The following is a 17,201-nucleotide window of genomic DNA, read 5'->3' as shown; positions in this document are numbered from 1 at the left end:
AAAATATCGAAACTATCTAAAATACAGCAAGTACTGGAATTTTTTGGGGACGTGCTTTGTCGTTAATGCCAATGAATAGCTTCATAAACCACCATTTATACAAACATATTCTAATTCTACTTTTGGTGGTATTTCCATCAGCATCGTATGCGCAGCAGGCACCCAAGCCCGTGCAGGTCGGTGTTTATGTCAGTGAGCCATTCGTCAACAAACAGGGCAATGCGTTCTCCGGCATGGCTATCGATATCTGGCAGGACATTGCCACACGCATGAACCTTGCTTCGCAATATGTGGAGTATCCGAATTACACCGAACTGGTGAAAGCGGTTTCAGAAGGCAAAGTCGAAGCCGCCGTTACCAATCTGACAATCACGGAACAGCGTGCCGAGATCGTGGATTTCACCCATCCATGGTTCGATGCTGGCTTGCGCATCATGGTGCATACCCAGGCAGGAAGTGGCTGGGACGATCTCATCAGCCGCCTTGATGATGCGGGACATCTGGCGACTTATGCCTGGATCCTCGGCATTCTCGTTGCGGCCACGGTATTGCTGACGATCTTCGACAGGCGTTTTGATGAAGGCTTTCCGAAACGCTGGCGCGAGGGACTGGCAGAAAGTTTCTATCACGTGGTTTCCATTGCGACGTCTGGCAAAACTTCACGCAAAAACCTGTTCGGTTGGGTGGGACGCATCTGGCAGACATTCTGGATGGTGTTTGGCATAGCGATCATCGCCTACATGACTTCATCGATTACTAGCGTCATGACCGTCGCTCATATCGACAACAATATTTCCAGCCTTTCTGATCTGCAGGGGAAATCCGTTGGCGTTCGTGCAGGCGGTGTCGCAGAACGGTTTCTGAAGTCGCGCTCTATCGCGACTGTTCCTTTCGATCACATGCCCGAAGCGGTAAACGCACTGGTCAGCGATGAAATTGCGGCAATCGTCGGCGACGGGCCGGTTCTGGAATATTACGCCCACCAGCACGCCGACCAACCTGTCGATCTTGTCGGGAATGTATTCAGCCCGGACAAATATGGCTTTGCCTTCCCGCGCCATAGCGAACTCGTCAAGCCCGCCAGCGTAGCAATCATCAGTGCTCACGAGAGTGAAGAGGTCGCCAAGCTGAAAGCCAAATATTTTGGCCCCGAGAACTGATATTGCAGACATGGAAAAGGCGGCCAATGGCCGCCTTTCTTGTGCAGATTATTTACCGGCCCGCCACGATGGACGAAATGATTCCGGTTGCGATGCTGATCAACATATAATCGTTGTTGACCTTGACCCAGTGATAGCCGCGTGGCGGCTTGCGCAGCTTGTAGCCAGAATAGTTGTTCACGACGTGGCCGCGGTAGTTTGGCGGCAGGCGGTTGCCCTTCTTCCAGCTCTGGTGACGGCGATTGTCATATTTACGCGCATCATATTTCGGACCACCCTTGTGCATCTGGCTGTGAGACGGCTTGCCATGTTGCGACGGATACGGTTGGGCCATCGCAGCAGGAGCTGCAAGAAAGGAAAAGGCAGTAAGAGCAATAACGATCGGCTTCATATCGGCTTCCTTTGTTTATTCGATGTAAGGAAAATGCGCTCGCCAACGTGAACGCCAAGTGAATACTCCCATTAAATAAATTTAATGATTTCATACGATTAGTTTTCATCAAAGCGCACCATGTCCAATCAAAACAGGATCGGAGATCAGTCCAGCGAACTTATTTCCTTGTGTAGGCGCGTCGCACTTTTCGGGATGCACTCCAGCTCAAAGCCATTATGTTGCGTTTCCCATCCGACTAAAATGCGCTAGGTAGAACTCAAATTCGTACGCACCTCTCAATGAGGTAAGTGTCAAAGGACTACATCATGATGAACTGGGTTTTCATTCTGCAAGGCGTTATCGCGTTCGGACTGGCTGGGTTGGCGATTGCGGTCATCCTTCGCCATCGTCGCCACTAACGCGGTTTCGATCTGCGATATTTTTCGTCCGGGCCTGCAGGTTCGAACGCAACCGATCATGAAATCAATCGTTTAAGCTTAGTCTGGTATTTCTCAGGAGGAGACAGGGATGCGGAAAGTGGCGCTTGGTTTGGTGGCCTTGCTCGCAATAACGGGCTGCACGACCACCGAAAAGGATATTTCCATCGGCACCGGCGCAGGTGCCATCATTGGCGGCATTGCTGGCGGCGGACGTGGCGCACTGATCGGCGCAGGTGCGGGCGCATTGGGCGGCCTTCTGGTGCGTGAACTGCGCAATGGCAATTGCCAATATCGCGACCGTCATGGCCGCATGTATGTGGCTCGCTGCAGACGATAGTTCCAGCAATCCGCAAAGATCCTCGAAAGCGCCGGTTTTCCGGCGCTTTTGTTATTCGGCACGCACGCCTGTCTGCCCTGATTGGAACCTTCGCTCATCGATGTCGTTTTATAGACAATAGAGACAGTTCAGGGAGAACTCCGATGAAGCTTGCTCTCAAAGCCGCTCTTGTTGCCTTGGGCGTATTTGCGGCGGGCGCAGCGCAGGCCGCGAACGCCATATCCACCACCAACCTCAATATTCGAACAGGCCCCGGCACGCGCTATGCGACACTGGGTTCCATCCCAAGCGGAGCGCCTGTCACTGTGCGTGGCTGCACATCCGGTTATGGCTGGTGTCAGGTCAGCTACGGCCCGACTTATGGCTGGGCATCGTCGCGCTATCTGGCATTTCGCGAGGGAACATCAGGTGGTTACTCCGATGATTTCGGTCGAACAGCTGCACTCATCGGCATTCCGCTTATCGCTGGCGTTGCCATAGGCTCTGCTCTCAATGACCGGGATGACTATTGGTATCGTGATCGTCGCTACTATCGCGACAGGCATTGGGGTCGCCGTGGATGGCGTGATCGTCCAGGCTGGCACGGGAATGACCGGCCGCGTGTCTATATGAGGCACCGTGTTCCCGACGGTCCACACGGACAATAACGGACAACCGAACAGACATAAAACGCCGCGAAGTGCTCGCGGCGTTCTGTCTTCGTTGGAAGGCTCGTACCGTGCCCTATTGTGTTTTCAGGTAAACTTCGTGCCAGAGGGTGACACGGTCAGCTTCATCGAATTTCAAAAGCAGCATCGCTTCGAATTGATCCGTCGTCTCATCGAGACGCACGACCGTGGCAGTCATTGCCAGTACGGCTGAATTTCCTTCCACCACAACGTCTTGCACATCGTAGTCGATGGTGTGAATCGTGCTGCGGAAACCATTCAGAAAGGCCAAATAATTGGCATGATTGGCAGGATGGATGCGTCCATTGGCCTTGACTATGAACTGGTCCGCGAATTTCTCCGCTATGATTGCCTCTGTAAGCGCTCCGCCTTGAACCAGATGCTTTCGGTTCCAATCCAGAAGCCCCAAGGCCAATTGTGCCGTGGTTTGCTTGTGCAAGATGGCCTCCATGTCGGTTGCAATAAGGCGCTCCTCTGTCAGGCCTTTGCACTATGCTCAAGATCGAGCCTGTGCTTTTGGCCTTCTTGCAGTTTAAATTGGCCCAATATCGATATTCATTGCCTTTGTCGCTTCGTGAAGATCGTCAGTGCCAGACCGATCAAAACAAGTGTGACACCCGCAGCGAAATACCACCCCATCGAATCGCCAAACATGACCGACGAAGCCATGACCCCGAACACAGGCTGCAAATACTGAACACTGGCAGCCGTTCTGGCAGGAACCGTCCGCAGGAGATGAAGCCAGAGGAAAAAGCCAGCAACGCTAACAATGAAACCAAGATAGATCGCTGAAACGATTGCAACATAATTGAGCTGAAAATCGACGGTCGAGATTTCCCATCCGGCAAACGGCAAGAGTGCCAGCAAGCCGAACCAAGTGCTCCATGCGACAACTGTGGCTGTCCCGTACTGAACCGTGAGCTGAACGCTCCACACATAATAGAAGGCGATAGCGACTGCCGACAGCAGCAGGAAGCTTGCACCGACGAGACTGTTTTGCGTTCCAACCACAGACGGATCGCCCTTTTCCAGAGCGACCAGACCGATTCCCACAAAGGCGGTAACCAGTCCGAGCACCTGCACGCCTGAAACGGCCTGCTTCAGGCGAAGGGCTGCAAAAACGACGACAAACAGGGGAATGGTAGCGGAAATAATCGTTCCGGCTGATGCCGATGTGCCGGCAACACCCAATGTCTGTGAAACCTGACCAATGCCGATGCCCAGAACACCCAACCCTGCCAGTCTGGGAAAAGCCTTGAGTGGAAGTCTTTGTTTGCCCAGAACGAAGAGCAACAGAAGCGGAACAGCTATGCCAAACCGCAATGCGGTCAGCGTCAGCGGCGGCATTGTCTGGAGTCCGAGCTTGGTCACCGGAATGGACAACCTCCTCTTCGGCTGCCGTCGCGACCTCTGACGTAAGCTTGCACCACGCGAACAGCTGGCTGGGCGCAATGCCATGACGACGGGCGACCAGACTGACCGTTGCGTCCGCCTCGTAGGTTTCGTGGACAATCGCAAGTTTCTCCGCTGTACTCCAGCGTCGACGCCGCTCAGGGCCGGAAAGAATTTCCATCTTAATGCTATTACCAGTCATAATGTGAACAGTAGTCCTATTACTTATTTAAGTGGCAGAAACTGTCCGGGCAATTAAGGGGCTATTCCAGGATAGAATGAGGGGGCCGAATAAAGACGGGCTAAAATGACGGAACAAAATTTCGCCAACGTAGTTTCACGCAATGCATCGATACCACTCCCCGCCAGTACGGCTCATTCACCACTAGAACCGTCGCTGACGCAGCCCTGCCTAGCTCGTCCCTAGGGCAGGGCGCCTTTTTCTAGTTATTCGCTGGGTCCGTACGAAGCTCAGCGGATAGAGCGGACGGCAAGGACATGCACCTCATTTGCCGAGCGCGGCCCGACGACTCCGGGAAGAGCGTGTCGGGGCTTTTAAAATGAAGCCCTTGCCCGCGATCGCAAACACGTTAGTTTTTGTATTACCATGCCTCGATAACAACACTCAGGAATGGTAGGAAGCCCCGACGTTTGGAGAGGCGTCGGGGCTTTACTATTAAAGATCCTATCGTGTGCAATCCGTTTAGCGCTTTCAAATTAACCGGCTCAGAATTACGCCAGTACTTGCGCTGCAAACCACAACCAATGCCAGAAACTTCGTGAGTGACAATTGTTCGATCCATCGAACTACCCACAAACGCGGCGCTTCGACCGTCCTTTTGCTGTACATTCTCCCCTCCCTTTTTTGGAGAGACCTTTTATCGTACGGTCAAAAAACTGTCAGCACTTTCTTTCGTTTATATTGATGTCCCACAAATCAATCCTTAGGACTTTACAAACGCGAAGTTCTGAATAAAATTTTGGGTGCCGATGAGACATGACTTCAACCCGCGCGATCACGCCGCGGGGTTATTTTTTATGTGGAGCTGGATTTCCGAACATAAGATCGTTCGGGCTGCGTCAGAATAGTGAGTATCTTGCCCCTAAGTGACCTTAATTGTTCGCTTGCTATCAAATCACAAACAGTCCACCCTAAAGTGTCAGTGAATTGATTTAATACAGGCTCTGCTGACGTGGGTTGAATTACCCTTGCCCGCAATTTGAAAGGAGGACGCCATGTCTTCCAATATCCATAATGGCGATTTTCACTCAAACCATCGCATTCTGAAGCAGATGATTATTAAGGCTGGCTATCTCACGTCCAGGATGAAACCCCTACCAGGCCCCCATTATAATGAGTCAGCGTTAGTTCTGAAGAGTTTTATGGCTGGAGTAATGGGCGACATTCAAACGGACCCAGATTCACAGACGGAAGTGTCTTCTGCTTATGGCACGGCTCAATAATTATCCTTTGAGGGCGCCCAAACAGGGCCTCTCAAACAATAAGTTTGAAATCGTTATTTCATTGTAACAACAACGGAAATATTAAGATATTTAAGTATTTTTATCTGTTAAATTAGCCGAATCATATTAAAAATTTGACACAAATAATTAAAATTGCTACAATATAACATCGAGATTTTCTTGTTGAGATTAGCTTTCTGCACGATTAGCGCCGTGCGTTGACGAAAACTCCCTTTAAAAAATCGTTTCATCTCTGCGTTTGTTTCGAACGCGGCTATCAATATTTCTATGAAAGGGGTTCCTATGAACACCGGCACAGTTAAATGGTTTAATACAGCAAAAGGCTTTGGGTTTATTCAGCCTGAGAATGGCGGCGGCGATGCGTTTGTTCATATCTCTGCGGTTGAACGCGCAGGTATGTACTCGCTTACCGAAGGCCAGAAGCTCACTTATGATCTGGAACAGGATCGCAAGTCGGGCAAGATGTCTGCTTGTAATCTGCAAGCAGCCTAAATGAGGCTTTTTCTTTCTTGTGACCACGGATGTACTGGCACTGTTGAAAGAAATTAGCTTTGGGGCCAAGCATTGCTTGGCCTTTTTTTATTTTAATTGCTCGGCAAGGGAAACAACACGAAAGAGAGATTAAAATGAATAACCATGAAGAGAATATCGGCCTTACCGTACCCGCCACCAATCTTAGCATATTGAAACATGCTGTTGCTACGCCGCGCGAAATTGAAGACGCGCACAAACAGATGTCATCCCCCTCAGAAGATTGGACAAAGCTTTCCAATATACTTAGGCGGTGATGCGGTGGCTCATCGCGAAAGCGTTCTTTTCGTAGATAAGCGCTCAAAGGGTGCGCACGACTGGCTACGTTTACCTCCGCGTTTCCACAGCCTTAGGCCCCCACACGAAGTATAAGATCTTATTCAGATCATACATTCGGTTGGCCGCATCTTTTTCCCCAAACCGATAGCAGGCCTTGAAAATGTTGCCGGGTGCGAAGGACATGCCTTTATGCTCGATTAGGTCGTTCAGCTCGGTCGCGCCAGCTGGCAACTCATAATAGCTCGTGCTGCCGCCATCGGAGGTGCCTGCAGGGGGAAAGCCAGGGGCGTCTTCCATAGATGCGGCTTGCCCGGCAACGTCGGCGACGGACCCAACAGCCCCAGTTCCGCCGCCCGCTTGATGCTTTCGTGGAATGCCACTTTTTAATGCCGAGCGCAGTGGCAGCCTTAACCAGCGTGCCGTGCTCGCGGTAGGCCTCGGCGCGCCGCAGGAGTTCTTCGTGTGAAAGGCGCGCACCCGCGCCCTGTCTGTCATGGGACATACAGTCTCCTCGTGTTTGGTTGGTAGCCGTGGTGAGCGGCGCAAAAGGAAAATGAAATGTCTCGATAAAGGTGGTGTTAATGGGCAAATAAAAATCGCGGCGGCTTTTGATGGCGGCGCGCCATAACACAGGTTCGGACCAGTTAAGTGATCCCTCCCCGTTATCCACATATGCCCCCAGCGGGCGCACCCAAAGAATGTTAACACTAGATTTAGTATTTGCGGAGATCGGCGCGCAATGAGATAAACAAAGGGCAAGAAGCGAAATGATTCACTTCTTGCCCCTGTGTCGATAAAAACGGAGTACCAATCGGCACTCGGCGTTTTCTCGCCTTAGCAATCGAGTGATACGCCTCTAGGGACTTTCAATCAAGATGCTCTCGAAAGAGTCTACAACAAATGGCGAAGCCACCTCTAAAGCCAGGTAATATCACTCCCCGCTCCGGCCGGTATGCAACTATTGGACCGCGCGGCGGTGTTGGACCAGAAATAACTGGAGTGCAAGGAAAGCCCTTACCTCCAACCCCTAAGCCTGGCTCAAGCTATCGCTTGGTTGATCCCAACCAGCACAAATAAAAAATTGGCGCCCTTCGGGGCGCCTTTCTTATATGACATCGTCACCACGAGATATTGCCGCCGCACTATCCACCGGTTACAAGCGCACATGATTTCATTTCCTTGGTGGGTTGCCGCCCTCGTCTATATGTCAATCTACTGGCCGATTACCGTGATGATAGCGGCGGCTATAGTCATGACGGCATTCCTAGGCACAAAGAATGTCGGGTGGCGGGTTGCGTGGTGCGCGCTTGCAATCCCGATCGTGGCGCCCGTTATTTGGTTCTGTTCGCTGGCATAAATAAGAACTCCGGCGCAGCGGGGCGATTGATCTCATTAAGCCGTTGCATTCACATGACCCGGAGAGCACTTGAACCTGAAAATCAGTAGTGAGTTACTCGCGTCTCCAGCTGCCCAAAAATGAAACGAGCGGCCCGAAAGCCGCTCTCTCAAAAACTGGTTACTTAGCCCATCGGCCCTCGTACTTAAACTCGGCGGCCTTTTCGAGTTCTTCCTTGGTAGCGTTCATTTTCGCCGACCATTTCTTATCATTCTCAGAATAGACAATCTCGATGGCATCAGGGTCAACGACCACATACTTTTCGCCGACGCCCAAGAAGCCGCCGACCGATACGATATAGCCTTCGACGTCACCGTCGCCCATCACTACATCCTGAATCTTGCCGATGCTCTCATCGTTAGCATTCGTAACGTCAAGATTCAGGATACTACTAGTAATAACGTCGGTCGGCTTTGCGGTAACAAATGCCTCTTCTTGCATTGCGGTAGCGTTCTGCGCATTTGCAAAAGAAACGATTGCAGCAGTTGCAACAGCAGCTAGAAAAATACGACGCATATTATATTCTCCATTCATATTTGGTATTTCCGAACATATAATGCATGCGCAGTATCTTTGGTTCCAACCTTTCAGGAATTAAATTCTACTTCTAGCTGACTTAGGCTGCATCAGATTGTCAATCCGCTCGGTGAGCCCATCGATGCGATGCGCCACGCTTTCAATGGCCCGCATGATCTGCGACGCCTGTTCCTGCATGCCTGCCTTCGTGGCGAACGTCTCGGCTGCGCGCAGCTTGTAATCGGAAAGCTCCTGCCGCGTCAGGCTAGCAAGAGCGGTCGCAGCTTCGGCTTTCGCCGCGTTGCGCGTCTCAGCTTTCGCGATTTGGCTTTCGACGTACTTCCATAGACCTAACGGAAAGCCCATAATCATTACGATAAAGCCGACAGCGGCCATGATTTCAGCGCCGGTCATCCGGCGTCTTCCTAAGATTAGACATATGATTTACCGTTTCATAAATTTAACGCTTAGCGCAAACGTTCACGCAGCGTGACCGTGACGCTGTCTCCCGCAGACTTAGCAATCCGCTTGAGAAGGTCAGCTTTGATAGGAAGTTTGTGAGTCCGTCTCCGAGCGCCATGAAGGAACTTTCAAAGTCCACGCCGTCGACGCTTGCCTTCACTTTGACAAGGCCCCTTGTTCCAAAGAAAGCCGCTGCATCGGGCCAGACAATGTACGTCCAACCTCCTTTTTTCTGGCTTTTCTGAATTACCGCATCAAACGTCTTGTCCAGCGTGCTTGGCATTCAACCACTCCCTGAAAGTTGAAAAGTCACGCAGTTTATCAGCAATTGGGCGCGGGCGAACCTCCTTGCAAGACACGCCTTCACGGTTTCACTCCGCAAAGCTTTTCCAGTTTTGTGTTCTCTGCGAGGATCTGACGTTTCGTGCCATCAGTCAGGCTGTCCTCGACGCTCGGTCGGACAGGCCGGGCCACGTCGCAGTAGCTACCGGCTGTCGCGCAGCCACCGAGAAAGAGCAGCGTCAACATCGCCGCCGCCAAGCTTGCTCGTTTCATCTTCGATCTTCCTTGCTTTGTTGGCCTTGTCGCTGCCGTTGACGATTGCGCGGGCATCCTGCGGCGCAGCCCAGCCACTACCGAAGTGATCAGTCAGCCGCTTGCCCGTGAACTTGCCGTTGATCATCCCGTTGAACAGGATGCGCACAGCCACGCCGTCCTCAAGCGCTTTGTCCGGCGCGACGCCAAGGCCATACTTTTCATAATTGTCGCGCTCGGTGATCATCGCCAAACCGCGACCGCGGTATAGCCAGCCATCGTTGGCGCCGGTATTTCCTATGCGCCCGCCGTAGACCTTGTTAGCCAAGGCCTGCGGATTGCGCACATAAGGTTGGGCGCTCTGCACGGAGGAGAACCGCGACGGCCAGACCTGCCGGATGCGAGCCGCACTGGTGTAGTTCAAGTTTTTCTCGATCGGCTGCATCTTGCCGCCGGTCTCATGGAACGCCGTCGCGAGCACGTAAGCCGTCTGCTCGTCTGGCAGGCCTCGGCGCTCGGCCATAGCCAGAATTGCCGACGTACCGTCGACCTGCGCTTGGCTCAAGCGCCCGCCAAAAGGCGCGCGCCTCGCATACGCGAAGAACGCTGTTTTGTTCATGGGGATTTCCTGAAATTTAACATAAGAGGCTCTTGAAACCGTCGATGCGATCACTAAATCGAAGCCGTCATTCCAACACACTTCGTTCGATCAAATGGAGGTTTCGATGAGCGACCGTTTGTTTGACAGTCCAATTTTTGTGAAGGACGGCGAATACTTAATCCAAGAGATTGCAAGCATCGAAGATGCTATTGATTTTCTTTATGACTGGCCCGACGAACAACGCGACGTCATATTTGAGGTTACGTGGAAAACCTGCTGCGATGCACAGAATGGGCTTAAGCCGGTTCACGTAGCGCGTAACGCATTCGAAGGCTTCGCGAGAAAGCGCAATCTGCTTGAACAGCCGGAAGCGGCAATCCCATGGATGATGAGCAAAGCTTCGAGCGGCGGTAGAATTCCGATGTGAGGTGGTGTCATGCACTGGTATTTTCTAATTGAGGGCACAATCTTCGTTGCGCTGCTCTGGGTCATATCAATGCTTTTCTGGGACACCAGACGAAAACAATGAACATAGACCCCCGGCTCATTCCGGGGTTTTTCTTGAGGATTTTGTCGTCGGAGGGTTGTCCGACGAGCGAGCAAGGGCCATTACCGCCTGACCTCTCCCCAAGACAAAGGTAGTTCACCAAATGCTAGTAAGATGGTCCGGCTTCGGAATGGTATCGGTTTTTGTGCTGATTGCAGGAATGCTTGGAGCAACTTTCCTACTGCGGCCATATTTCATGCAGAGCATGGCACTTCATCCCGCCGCTTACGTCGCCAACGGTATCGGTCTAATCCTCGGTGCCGCTGCCAACCTTTTTGTGGCCGCAGCTTTCAACAAGATCTCTTCCGAAACGTATCACAGCTTCATGGGTATCAGCATGATTGGATGGTCGGTTATTGGTGCCGTCGGAGGTGTAGCCCTCGCTGTGTATGGATGGACGCTATAGTCGCTGCGTCTATGATATACTTCATCAGCGTGCCCATCGTGTTCGCCGCACGTGGAGGCGCGTAGCCCCGGCGTATTGGGAGACGTGCCGGGGTTTTCTTGTTCATCCCGAAACAGACTGTTTACAATATGCGAGATAAACGTCGACTGGGCACCTATTATTGCTTTCAGCGTGATTTCCCAAGGTGCTCGGCCCCAGTTCAGTGAAACCTTACTGGGGCCTTAAACCTGCCACTGCAAGGACTTGCCTGCCACGCCCAAATCAGTAAGCTGTGCTGGAGAACATGGGGAGCGTTATGCGTGGCGAATTTCTAGATAAGAACAGGCAAGAAGTAGTCATCAACTTTGAGCATGTTTTGTCTGTTGAGACCTTCCACCGCCGCTTCAGCCCGCGCAACTGCGTCTTCGGCAGCAGCAAGGATAGCTTCCGCATCGCCGTAGGACAGCAATCGCAACTCGGTGCCGGTATCGATGCAAAGCAGAGCCATACCTGGCATGAGATACTTAGCAGGAACCGGTTGATTGATGTTGGTAACCAGTGCGCGATTAATTGCGCCGGATAGCCGAGCCGCTGTAGGGCAGCGTGGCGGTCTTTCTGGGCTGGTGACAGTCCTCCCTGCCCGACCTTATTCTCGATCATCAGCAGACGCCCGAATTCACCATAGATGCGGAGGTCAGGTTCACCGCTGGTAATTCCCGTTGCGATTGCCTGAGCCTGAGCCATCGGGCCTCTCTTGCTCGCGTTCATGTCTCCCGCCAACAGGAACTGGCGCTGGTACTGTGGCAGTCGGCGCAATGCGGAAACCTGTGCCGCCTGTAATTCCCATTCGAGCGGCAGGGCTGGCTTTGTCGTCACATTGCCAGACTTGGTGCTGATCTTGACGCGGGCGCCGTTGATGCGGACGGTTTGGGTTTTGGTGACGGTTGTCGTCGTAGACAAAGGCGCGCGTGTGCGGCTGCGTGCCATGTGAGCTCCTCGTGTTGATTGCGGTATGCCGTTGGTAGCGGCAAGAGGAGTGTGGAATGTCTCAATAAATGTGGTGTTAATGGACAGGCAGAAAACGAGACGTTACCCTGCCATGGGGCAAGGCGCTTTGCGGTCCTCCAGTTACACCATTCACCGGGGGCGTCTTGTTGCCTTCCTCACATCAGGTTGTATTTTGGAAAATCCTAAAATCAGGAAAGTGCGCACTTCTCAAATTACGAGAACTGCGCCGCGCGCTTTGTGCGTAAGTTTCTATATAAGAACTTTTACGCACCAAAAGCAGCGTGCATTTGCGAACTTCTTTTAGGGTTTTCGAGAAGTGCGCAAAAAAGAGAGGGAGGACGTACCGCCTCCCTCCCGTGTGCGGCCAGAAAACTATGCCTTATTGATTTGGCTTATGGCCAAGTTCGTTAGTTTGTTATTTGTAGCTTTCTCTTGATCCAAAATTTGGGTCAGTAAGGTGTGCGCTTCCGTGTGTCCGAGCTCCTTTGCCCATTCGCGCAGCGAACCGTATCTGGAAATTTCATAATGCTCGACTGCCTGGCAAGCTGCGAGCAAGCCTGCGTCAAGAGCTGTTCCGCTTGCCTCTTCAATCAAGCCGTCGGCTTCCTTGATCAGCCCTTCGATAGCATCGCATTTCTCGGCAGTAGGCTTTAGCTTGAGAGACTTAAATACCTCATTCAGGATCGTGATCTGCCCCTTGGTTTCTTCGAGATGTTCCTCAGCGGCTTGCTTAAGTTTGGCACTTTTGGCCGCCTTGGCGACTTTCGGGAGAGCCTTCGTAATGGCATTCTCTGCGTAATAAATGTCCTGCAATGTATGCTCGAAAATATCAGACAAAGTTTTCATGATCGTCCTCCTGGTTGGAAAAGCGAAACGAACCATTTGCTGATATGTTCCTTATTATAAGTCCACAACTTGAGCGAGAACCTGCTGTATTAGTTAAGCTGGCCTATTGAACGCGGCGATAGCAGGCTGTATTTTTTGCGGGTTTCCGCCTTTTTCCCACTAAGGACCGTTTATGATTGCTGCCTATGTTTCATCGGCTGCCGTTGCTTCAGGCGTCTATCTCTTATTGAGACGGAGCCCTAGGAGAACGCGTATCACCGTCTCAGCATCCGTATTCTTGTTCCTTTGCGCAATTTTCAGCGTTTGGTTCATTAATACAGGGGGAACATACGGCATCATGGGTAAGAACGGCATCACACCGGATTGGTCGCAGCAATAAAAAAGCGGAGCCGAAGCCCCGCATTTCAAACCTTCGCACTAACTTACTAGCCTTCCGAAACTAGAACTTCGCACCAACCCGCAGTGCAATCGCGTGGTCTCGCGCACCGGATCCACCAAAGCCGGTTCGATACTCGACGCCTGTGGTCCAGGCATTATCAAAGCTGAAATCAAGCGACAGGCCAACATTGGCGCTATCGCTGCTTTCGCCTTCAACATCGAGTGCATAGGGAAGCCCGCCAAGCGCGCTATATCCCATAGCGGCCCGGCTGGAGCCCTGAAAATCATGAGCATATTCGGCGCGGACACCGGGGGTCAGAAGCCCCCATGTGTAGTCGATGGAATAATTGGCGCGCAAACCAACCACACCCGTGACAGTGTCCACGGTCTGATCGCCATAGGTCAGCCGGTAGATACTGTCACCACCTTCCGAATAACCATCAAGCCAGGAGCGCGACATTTCCATCCGGCCGTAAGGCGAAACAAGCCATGCTTCTTGACGAAATTCATAAGCAGCCGTCAGTGATCCGAACACTTGATGGCCATCACGTTTGCCGTCGGTCAAACTACCGTCTGCCGTGATAAAGCGGGTGGAGTCAAAATCCAGGATGCTGCCGCCGACAAGCGCATCGATAAAGAAATTGTCGATCGGCTTGAAGCTACCATAGACCGCAGCGCTGTAGGCATTGGCACGGCTGTCCGTGCTGTTGTCGCCAATATCTGTGCGATCCCGCCCGTATCCGACACCGAAGCCCGCCACGAAGCGTTCCGAGAACCGGTAGTCGATACCTCCACTCACGCCGACAAGCGTATGGTCCAGATCGAGCTTGCCGCTATCGCGCTGACCGAAGTTCACAAAGCCGCTGCTCCAGAATGCGAATGGTCCAAGGTCTGGGTCTATGGACGACGCAGCCTGCACCGGGTCTTTCAAGCCAATAGCCTTGCCCGGAAAGCTATCGCGCTGCTCGCGGGCATAGCCGAGATGTGTAATCCCTGCCGAAGGTGCTGACGAAGAGGGATTGGTCGGGTCTTCCGGTTGCTGTACGGTCGATGGACTGCCAAGTCGCACGCCGAGGCTAGACTTTCGCCGGTCGCCTTCATCATGCAACTGCTCAAGCCGGTTTTGGAAATTCCGGGTTTGAACCTGCGCAAAGCGTCGTGCGGCACTTGTCTGCGCGTTCAACAAGCCGATCACTTCGGGATCAAGCGTCGGGTCGGGGAAAACCATGGCCGCACGGTTGACCACAACCGTGTAGCTGCGATTGGCCCCACTTGGCGCAGTCACAACAATCGAAACCGTGTTCGCACCAATAGTCAGCCCTATAGGAGCACTAGAACTTCCAGAAGCAATGCTGCTCCCTGCAACGGTTACGCGAGCGGAAGGCTCGGAAACCGTCGGGGCGAAGGTTATGCTCTCGACCGTGTTTTCAACATTGAGAGAATAGCTGAGCGTCTCCTTGTCAAATGCCGGGTCCAGCGAGCCAACACTGGGAACGAGGCCAGCAAGCGTTGCATCCGCTGACGCAGCTCTGGTGACATTTACCGTATAGTTGCGCGTTGTTCCATTTTGCGCCGTGACGACCACCGTCAAGGTTGTCGTGCCGATGCCGAGCGGAAGCGCACTGCTCGCACTACCGGGTGGGACAATTGCTCCGTTGATCGTGATGGTTGCCGTCGGATCGGCAGAAGTGGGCGTCAGCTGTAACGACGATGTTTCGGTTGGAACCGCCAGCGCGTAAGTCGTCGCGCTCGGCGAAAATGCCGGGTCAAGAGATCCAGCGCTCGGAACAAGGCCCACCAGTTCGGCATTGCCGGACTGCGCGCGAATGACATTGACCGTATAGCTCTTCGTGGTCGTTCCATCCTGCGCGGTTACAGTCGTGGTAACCGTGTTGCTCCCCACCACCAATGGGATTGCAGCACTGGACGTTCCATTGGGCGTTAAAGCCCCGTTGACGACAGCCGTTGCGTTGATATCTGCAAGCGATGGGTTGAACGAAATGCTCTCCACATCGTTTGCGACATTCAACGTGTATGAGGTCGTGTTGGGAGCAAAGGCGGGCGTTAAAGTACCTGTGCTGGGTATGAGGTTCTGCAAGTCCGCGTTTGGTAAGGGATCAAGTATTAGGTTCAGTGCATTGGAACTGAAGTTGCCATTTCCTGCCACGTTGACGACAGATCCAGCTCGTACCCTCAATGTCGTAACGCCAGACCCAGACATTGTAACGACAAAGGTATATGTTATGTTGTCGCTAGTCGCCAATGAGTGCATGGTGCCATTGATCGCTCCGGCAGAAGAAATATCGAAATCGCCGAAAGTGAATCCCGTTACCGGCTCAGAGAATGTAACTGTAACATTTTTGATGGCGTCAAACTGTGTTGACGAAGTTGAAAGCGTAACTGTAGGGCTCGCAGTGTTGACCAATATCCCAGACGTGACCCCGACATTGTTGAGAGTTAATGCCGCTGAATCATTTGCGCTATTTCCGATGGATCCTCCGTTGGTCGAAAGCGCGCCAATCGCAATCCCATTCATGTCCATGTCGCCAGGGTGGACAGTATAAGAAAACGTGAGGGTGTTTGTACCGCTACCGCCCGCATATGCTGCTGGCTTTGTGTCGGAGCCGATAATAACTGACAATGAAGGCGTGCCAGAGACAAATACAGCTTGATCAAAATTAACCGAAAAATTCAGCATTGAGCCGACGTTGTAATAGCCGCTAGCCGGCACTGCAACTGACGTTACTCTCGGTTCGGCTGAAATCGTGAAATGGGCTGAGTTTTCGGAGAACTCGTTGTTTTCATCCGTGACCCGGAAAAGAAAGGAATCGTCGCCGACAAATTCAGCATTAGGCGTATAAGTAAAAGTGCCGTTGGCGTTTAACACAACACTGCCAGAGGCTGGGGCCGCCACTAGGCTGAATGTAACCCTATTCCCCGTAGCCGTGAGACTACCAGTTATCCATTCATTCTTCGAACCACTAAAGTATTGAGGCGAAGTCACTGGAGCGGAATAGGCGCTTTCCTGAGATAAGAGCAGCCCCAATACTCCTAAAAAAGCAATTAAATAGTGGCGCCATCTACAAACGCCAAACGCGCCCCTTATCCCCATTGCCCGCACATGCCCCCTGCTATAGCGATTAAATATAGTTTTATTGTCACTAAAAGAGATGAGCGACAAGAGGTTTACTGGATAAATAAAAGCAAAAAAGAAATACGGCATTTGCCGTATTTCTCAAACCGCCCTCACAAACGATGTCGTCTTCCGCTGTATCGGATCGCGCTCCTCGACCTTCGCCCAGAAGCCTTCCTTGAATAACGCCTTGGTTATGAGGCCCGCCCGCTTCTTCTGCACTTCGTCGTCAATATCCAACCCAAGCGCATAGGCCACGGCGTGACCAACCCAGTCTTTAACCTGCGGCGCCTGCTTATACATGCCGCCGTTTATAGCACCACGGATTGCATCTTTCTGCTCATCAGTAAGCCCTTCAGCCACTTCCTCGCTGGACGGCCAATGCCATTCCGTCACTACCGGCGCATGGTCCTGCGGCTGGGTTAGCCCTCGCCCATTACCCAAAGCGACGCTTTCGATGTGGCGTCAGTCTAGGCGGTGCGACAGCGGCGTAATATTCGACTTGCCGTAAGTGATCGGGAAGTAGCCAAACCTATCCATACCGGGAATGCAGGCCTCATTGGCCTGTCCTTCGGACATACGGTTATCTCTGATGAAAAATATGGCGCCTCACCGATACCAATACGTTCAGAAACAAACGACCAGAACACGGGCGTGTTGTCTGGTACTTCCGTATTGGCGATGGACCGCGCACGCGAATAAAGGTGAATATGGTTCTCCAGAATTCATT

Annotated in this window: 17 protein-coding genes and 3 pseudogenes; 7 read left to right on the top strand and 13 right to left on the bottom strand. The window is 52.3% G+C overall.

The window, feature by feature from the left end:
- Nucleotides 1–56: 56 nt before the first annotated feature.
- Nucleotides 57–1,160: a transporter substrate-binding domain-containing protein gene (locus LJ361_RS03915; RefSeq protein ID WP_029925157.1), complete on the top strand. Its 1,104-nt coding sequence runs from the start codon at nt 57–59 to the stop codon at nt 1,158–1,160.
- A gap of 52 nt (nt 1,161–1,212) precedes the next feature.
- On the opposite strand, the gene LJ361_RS03910 is transcribed toward LJ361_RS03915, so the two are convergent.
- Nucleotides 1,213–1,551, bottom strand: coding sequence for an RcnB family protein (locus tag LJ361_RS03910; RefSeq protein ID WP_010661056.1), 339 nt, complete (start codon nt 1,549–1,551; stop codon nt 1,213–1,215).
- Nucleotides 1,552–2,061: 510 nt separating this feature from the next.
- Here LJ361_RS03910 and LJ361_RS03905 point away from each other — a divergent pair.
- Both LJ361_RS03905 and LJ361_RS03900 read left to right on the top strand, forming a co-directional pair.
- Nucleotides 2,062–2,310 carry a YMGG-like glycine zipper-containing protein gene (locus LJ361_RS03905; protein WP_012092366.1) on the top strand — a complete coding sequence of 83 codons (249 nt, stop codon included), beginning with the start codon at nt 2,062–2,064 and terminating at the stop codon, nt 2,308–2,310.
- Between the two features lie 143 nt (nt 2,311–2,453).
- Entirely contained in the window at nt 2,454–2,957 is a 504-nt protein-coding gene (locus LJ361_RS03900) for an SH3 domain-containing protein (RefSeq protein ID WP_010661054.1), read from the top strand.
- Between the two features lie 76 nt (nt 2,958–3,033).
- Here LJ361_RS03900 and LJ361_RS03895 read toward each other — a convergent pair whose 3' ends face one another.
- From LJ361_RS03895 to LJ361_RS03885, 3 genes and pseudogenes are all read right to left on the bottom strand, one after another.
- A complete protein-coding gene (locus tag LJ361_RS03895; RefSeq protein WP_235691865.1) occupies nt 3,034–3,417 on the bottom strand; it encodes a hypothetical protein in 384 nt (127 codons plus the stop codon).
- Between the two features lie 116 nt (nt 3,418–3,533).
- Nucleotides 3,534–4,349 (bottom strand): DMT family transporter, encoded by an 816-nt coding sequence (locus LJ361_RS03890; RefSeq protein ID WP_313733215.1) that lies wholly within the window; start codon nt 4,347–4,349, stop codon nt 3,534–3,536.
- A pseudogene (locus LJ361_RS03885) lies at nt 4,345–4,572 on the bottom strand (transposase); the annotation flags it as partial. The gene LJ361_RS03890 and the pseudogene LJ361_RS03885, both read right to left, overlap by 5 nt.
- 1,034 nt (nt 4,573–5,606) lie before the next feature.
- Between LJ361_RS03885 and LJ361_RS03880 the strand changes: the two are divergent.
- Nucleotides 5,607–5,834: a hypothetical protein gene (locus LJ361_RS03880; protein WP_010661716.1), complete on the top strand. Its 228-nt coding sequence runs from the start codon at nt 5,607–5,609 to the stop codon at nt 5,832–5,834.
- Nucleotides 5,835–6,137: 303 nt separating this feature from the next.
- Entirely contained in the window at nt 6,138–6,347 is a 210-nt protein-coding gene (locus LJ361_RS03875; RefSeq protein ID WP_010661715.1) for a cold-shock protein, read from the top strand.
- A gap of 1,834 nt (nt 6,348–8,181) precedes the next feature.
- Here the strand turns inward: LJ361_RS03875 and LJ361_RS03870 are convergent.
- The 4 genes from LJ361_RS03870 to LJ361_RS03855 form a co-directional block, all read right to left on the bottom strand.
- Entirely contained in the window at nt 8,182–8,577 is a 396-nt protein-coding gene (locus LJ361_RS03870; RefSeq protein ID WP_264812731.1) for a PRC-barrel domain-containing protein, read from the bottom strand.
- Nucleotides 8,578–8,655: 78 nt separating this feature from the next.
- The gene (locus LJ361_RS03865; protein ID WP_010661712.1) at nt 8,656–8,991 is read right to left on the bottom strand and encodes a hypothetical protein; all 336 of its coding nucleotides are present in this window, start codon (nt 8,989–8,991) and stop codon (nt 8,656–8,658) included.
- 46 nt (nt 8,992–9,037) lie between these two features.
- A complete protein-coding gene (locus LJ361_RS03860; RefSeq protein ID WP_313733218.1) occupies nt 9,038–9,322 on the bottom strand; it encodes a DUF1905 domain-containing protein in 285 nt (94 codons plus the stop codon).
- Nucleotides 9,323–9,523: 201 nt separating this feature from the next.
- Nucleotides 9,524–10,192: a hypothetical protein gene (locus tag LJ361_RS03855; RefSeq protein WP_226622261.1), complete on the bottom strand. Its 669-nt coding sequence runs from the start codon at nt 10,190–10,192 to the stop codon at nt 9,524–9,526.
- 106 nt (nt 10,193–10,298) lie between these two features.
- Between LJ361_RS03855 and LJ361_RS03850 the strand changes: the two genes are divergently transcribed.
- Nucleotides 10,299–10,601, top strand: coding sequence for a DUF982 domain-containing protein (locus LJ361_RS03850; protein WP_010661709.1), 303 nt, complete (start codon nt 10,299–10,301; stop codon nt 10,599–10,601).
- A gap of 250 nt (nt 10,602–10,851) precedes the next feature.
- Nucleotides 10,852–11,127: a hypothetical protein gene (locus LJ361_RS03845; RefSeq protein ID WP_010661708.1), complete on the top strand. Its 276-nt coding sequence runs from the start codon at nt 10,852–10,854 to the stop codon at nt 11,125–11,127.
- Nucleotides 11,128–11,464: 337 nt separating this feature from the next.
- On the opposite strand, the pseudogene LJ361_RS03840 reads toward LJ361_RS03845, so the two are convergent.
- The 5 genes and pseudogenes from LJ361_RS03840 to LJ361_RS03825 all read right to left on the bottom strand — a co-directional run.
- Nucleotides 11,465–11,677 (bottom strand): annotated as a pseudogene (locus tag LJ361_RS03840) (hypothetical protein); the annotation flags it as partial.
- An 809-nt stretch (nt 11,678–12,486) separates the two neighbouring features.
- Nucleotides 12,487–12,960 (bottom strand): ferritin-like domain-containing protein, encoded by a 474-nt coding sequence (locus tag LJ361_RS03835; protein WP_010661706.1) that lies wholly within the window; start codon nt 12,958–12,960, stop codon nt 12,487–12,489.
- 439 nt (nt 12,961–13,399) lie between these two features.
- A complete protein-coding gene (locus LJ361_RS03830) occupies nt 13,400–15,367 on the bottom strand; it encodes an autotransporter domain-containing protein (protein WP_264812727.1) in 1,968 nt (655 codons plus the stop codon).
- 162 nt (nt 15,368–15,529) lie between these two features.
- A pseudogene (locus LJ361_RS23560) lies at nt 15,530–16,450 on the bottom strand (Ig-like domain-containing protein); the annotation flags it as partial.
- A gap of 123 nt (nt 16,451–16,573) precedes the next feature.
- Nucleotides 16,574–16,915, bottom strand: a complete 342-nt coding sequence (locus LJ361_RS03825; RefSeq protein WP_264812726.1) for an ATPase — start codon at nt 16,913–16,915, stop codon at nt 16,574–16,576.
- Between the last annotated feature and the right edge of the window lie 286 nt (nt 16,916–17,201).

This window comes from Brucella sp. JSBI001 (assembly GCF_026014005.1).
Taxonomy (GTDB): Bacteria; Pseudomonadota; Alphaproteobacteria; order Rhizobiales; family Rhizobiaceae; genus Brucella; species Brucella anthropi.
Note: the sequence above shows the minus strand (reverse complement) of the source record. Positions and strands in the feature narration are given on the sequence as shown.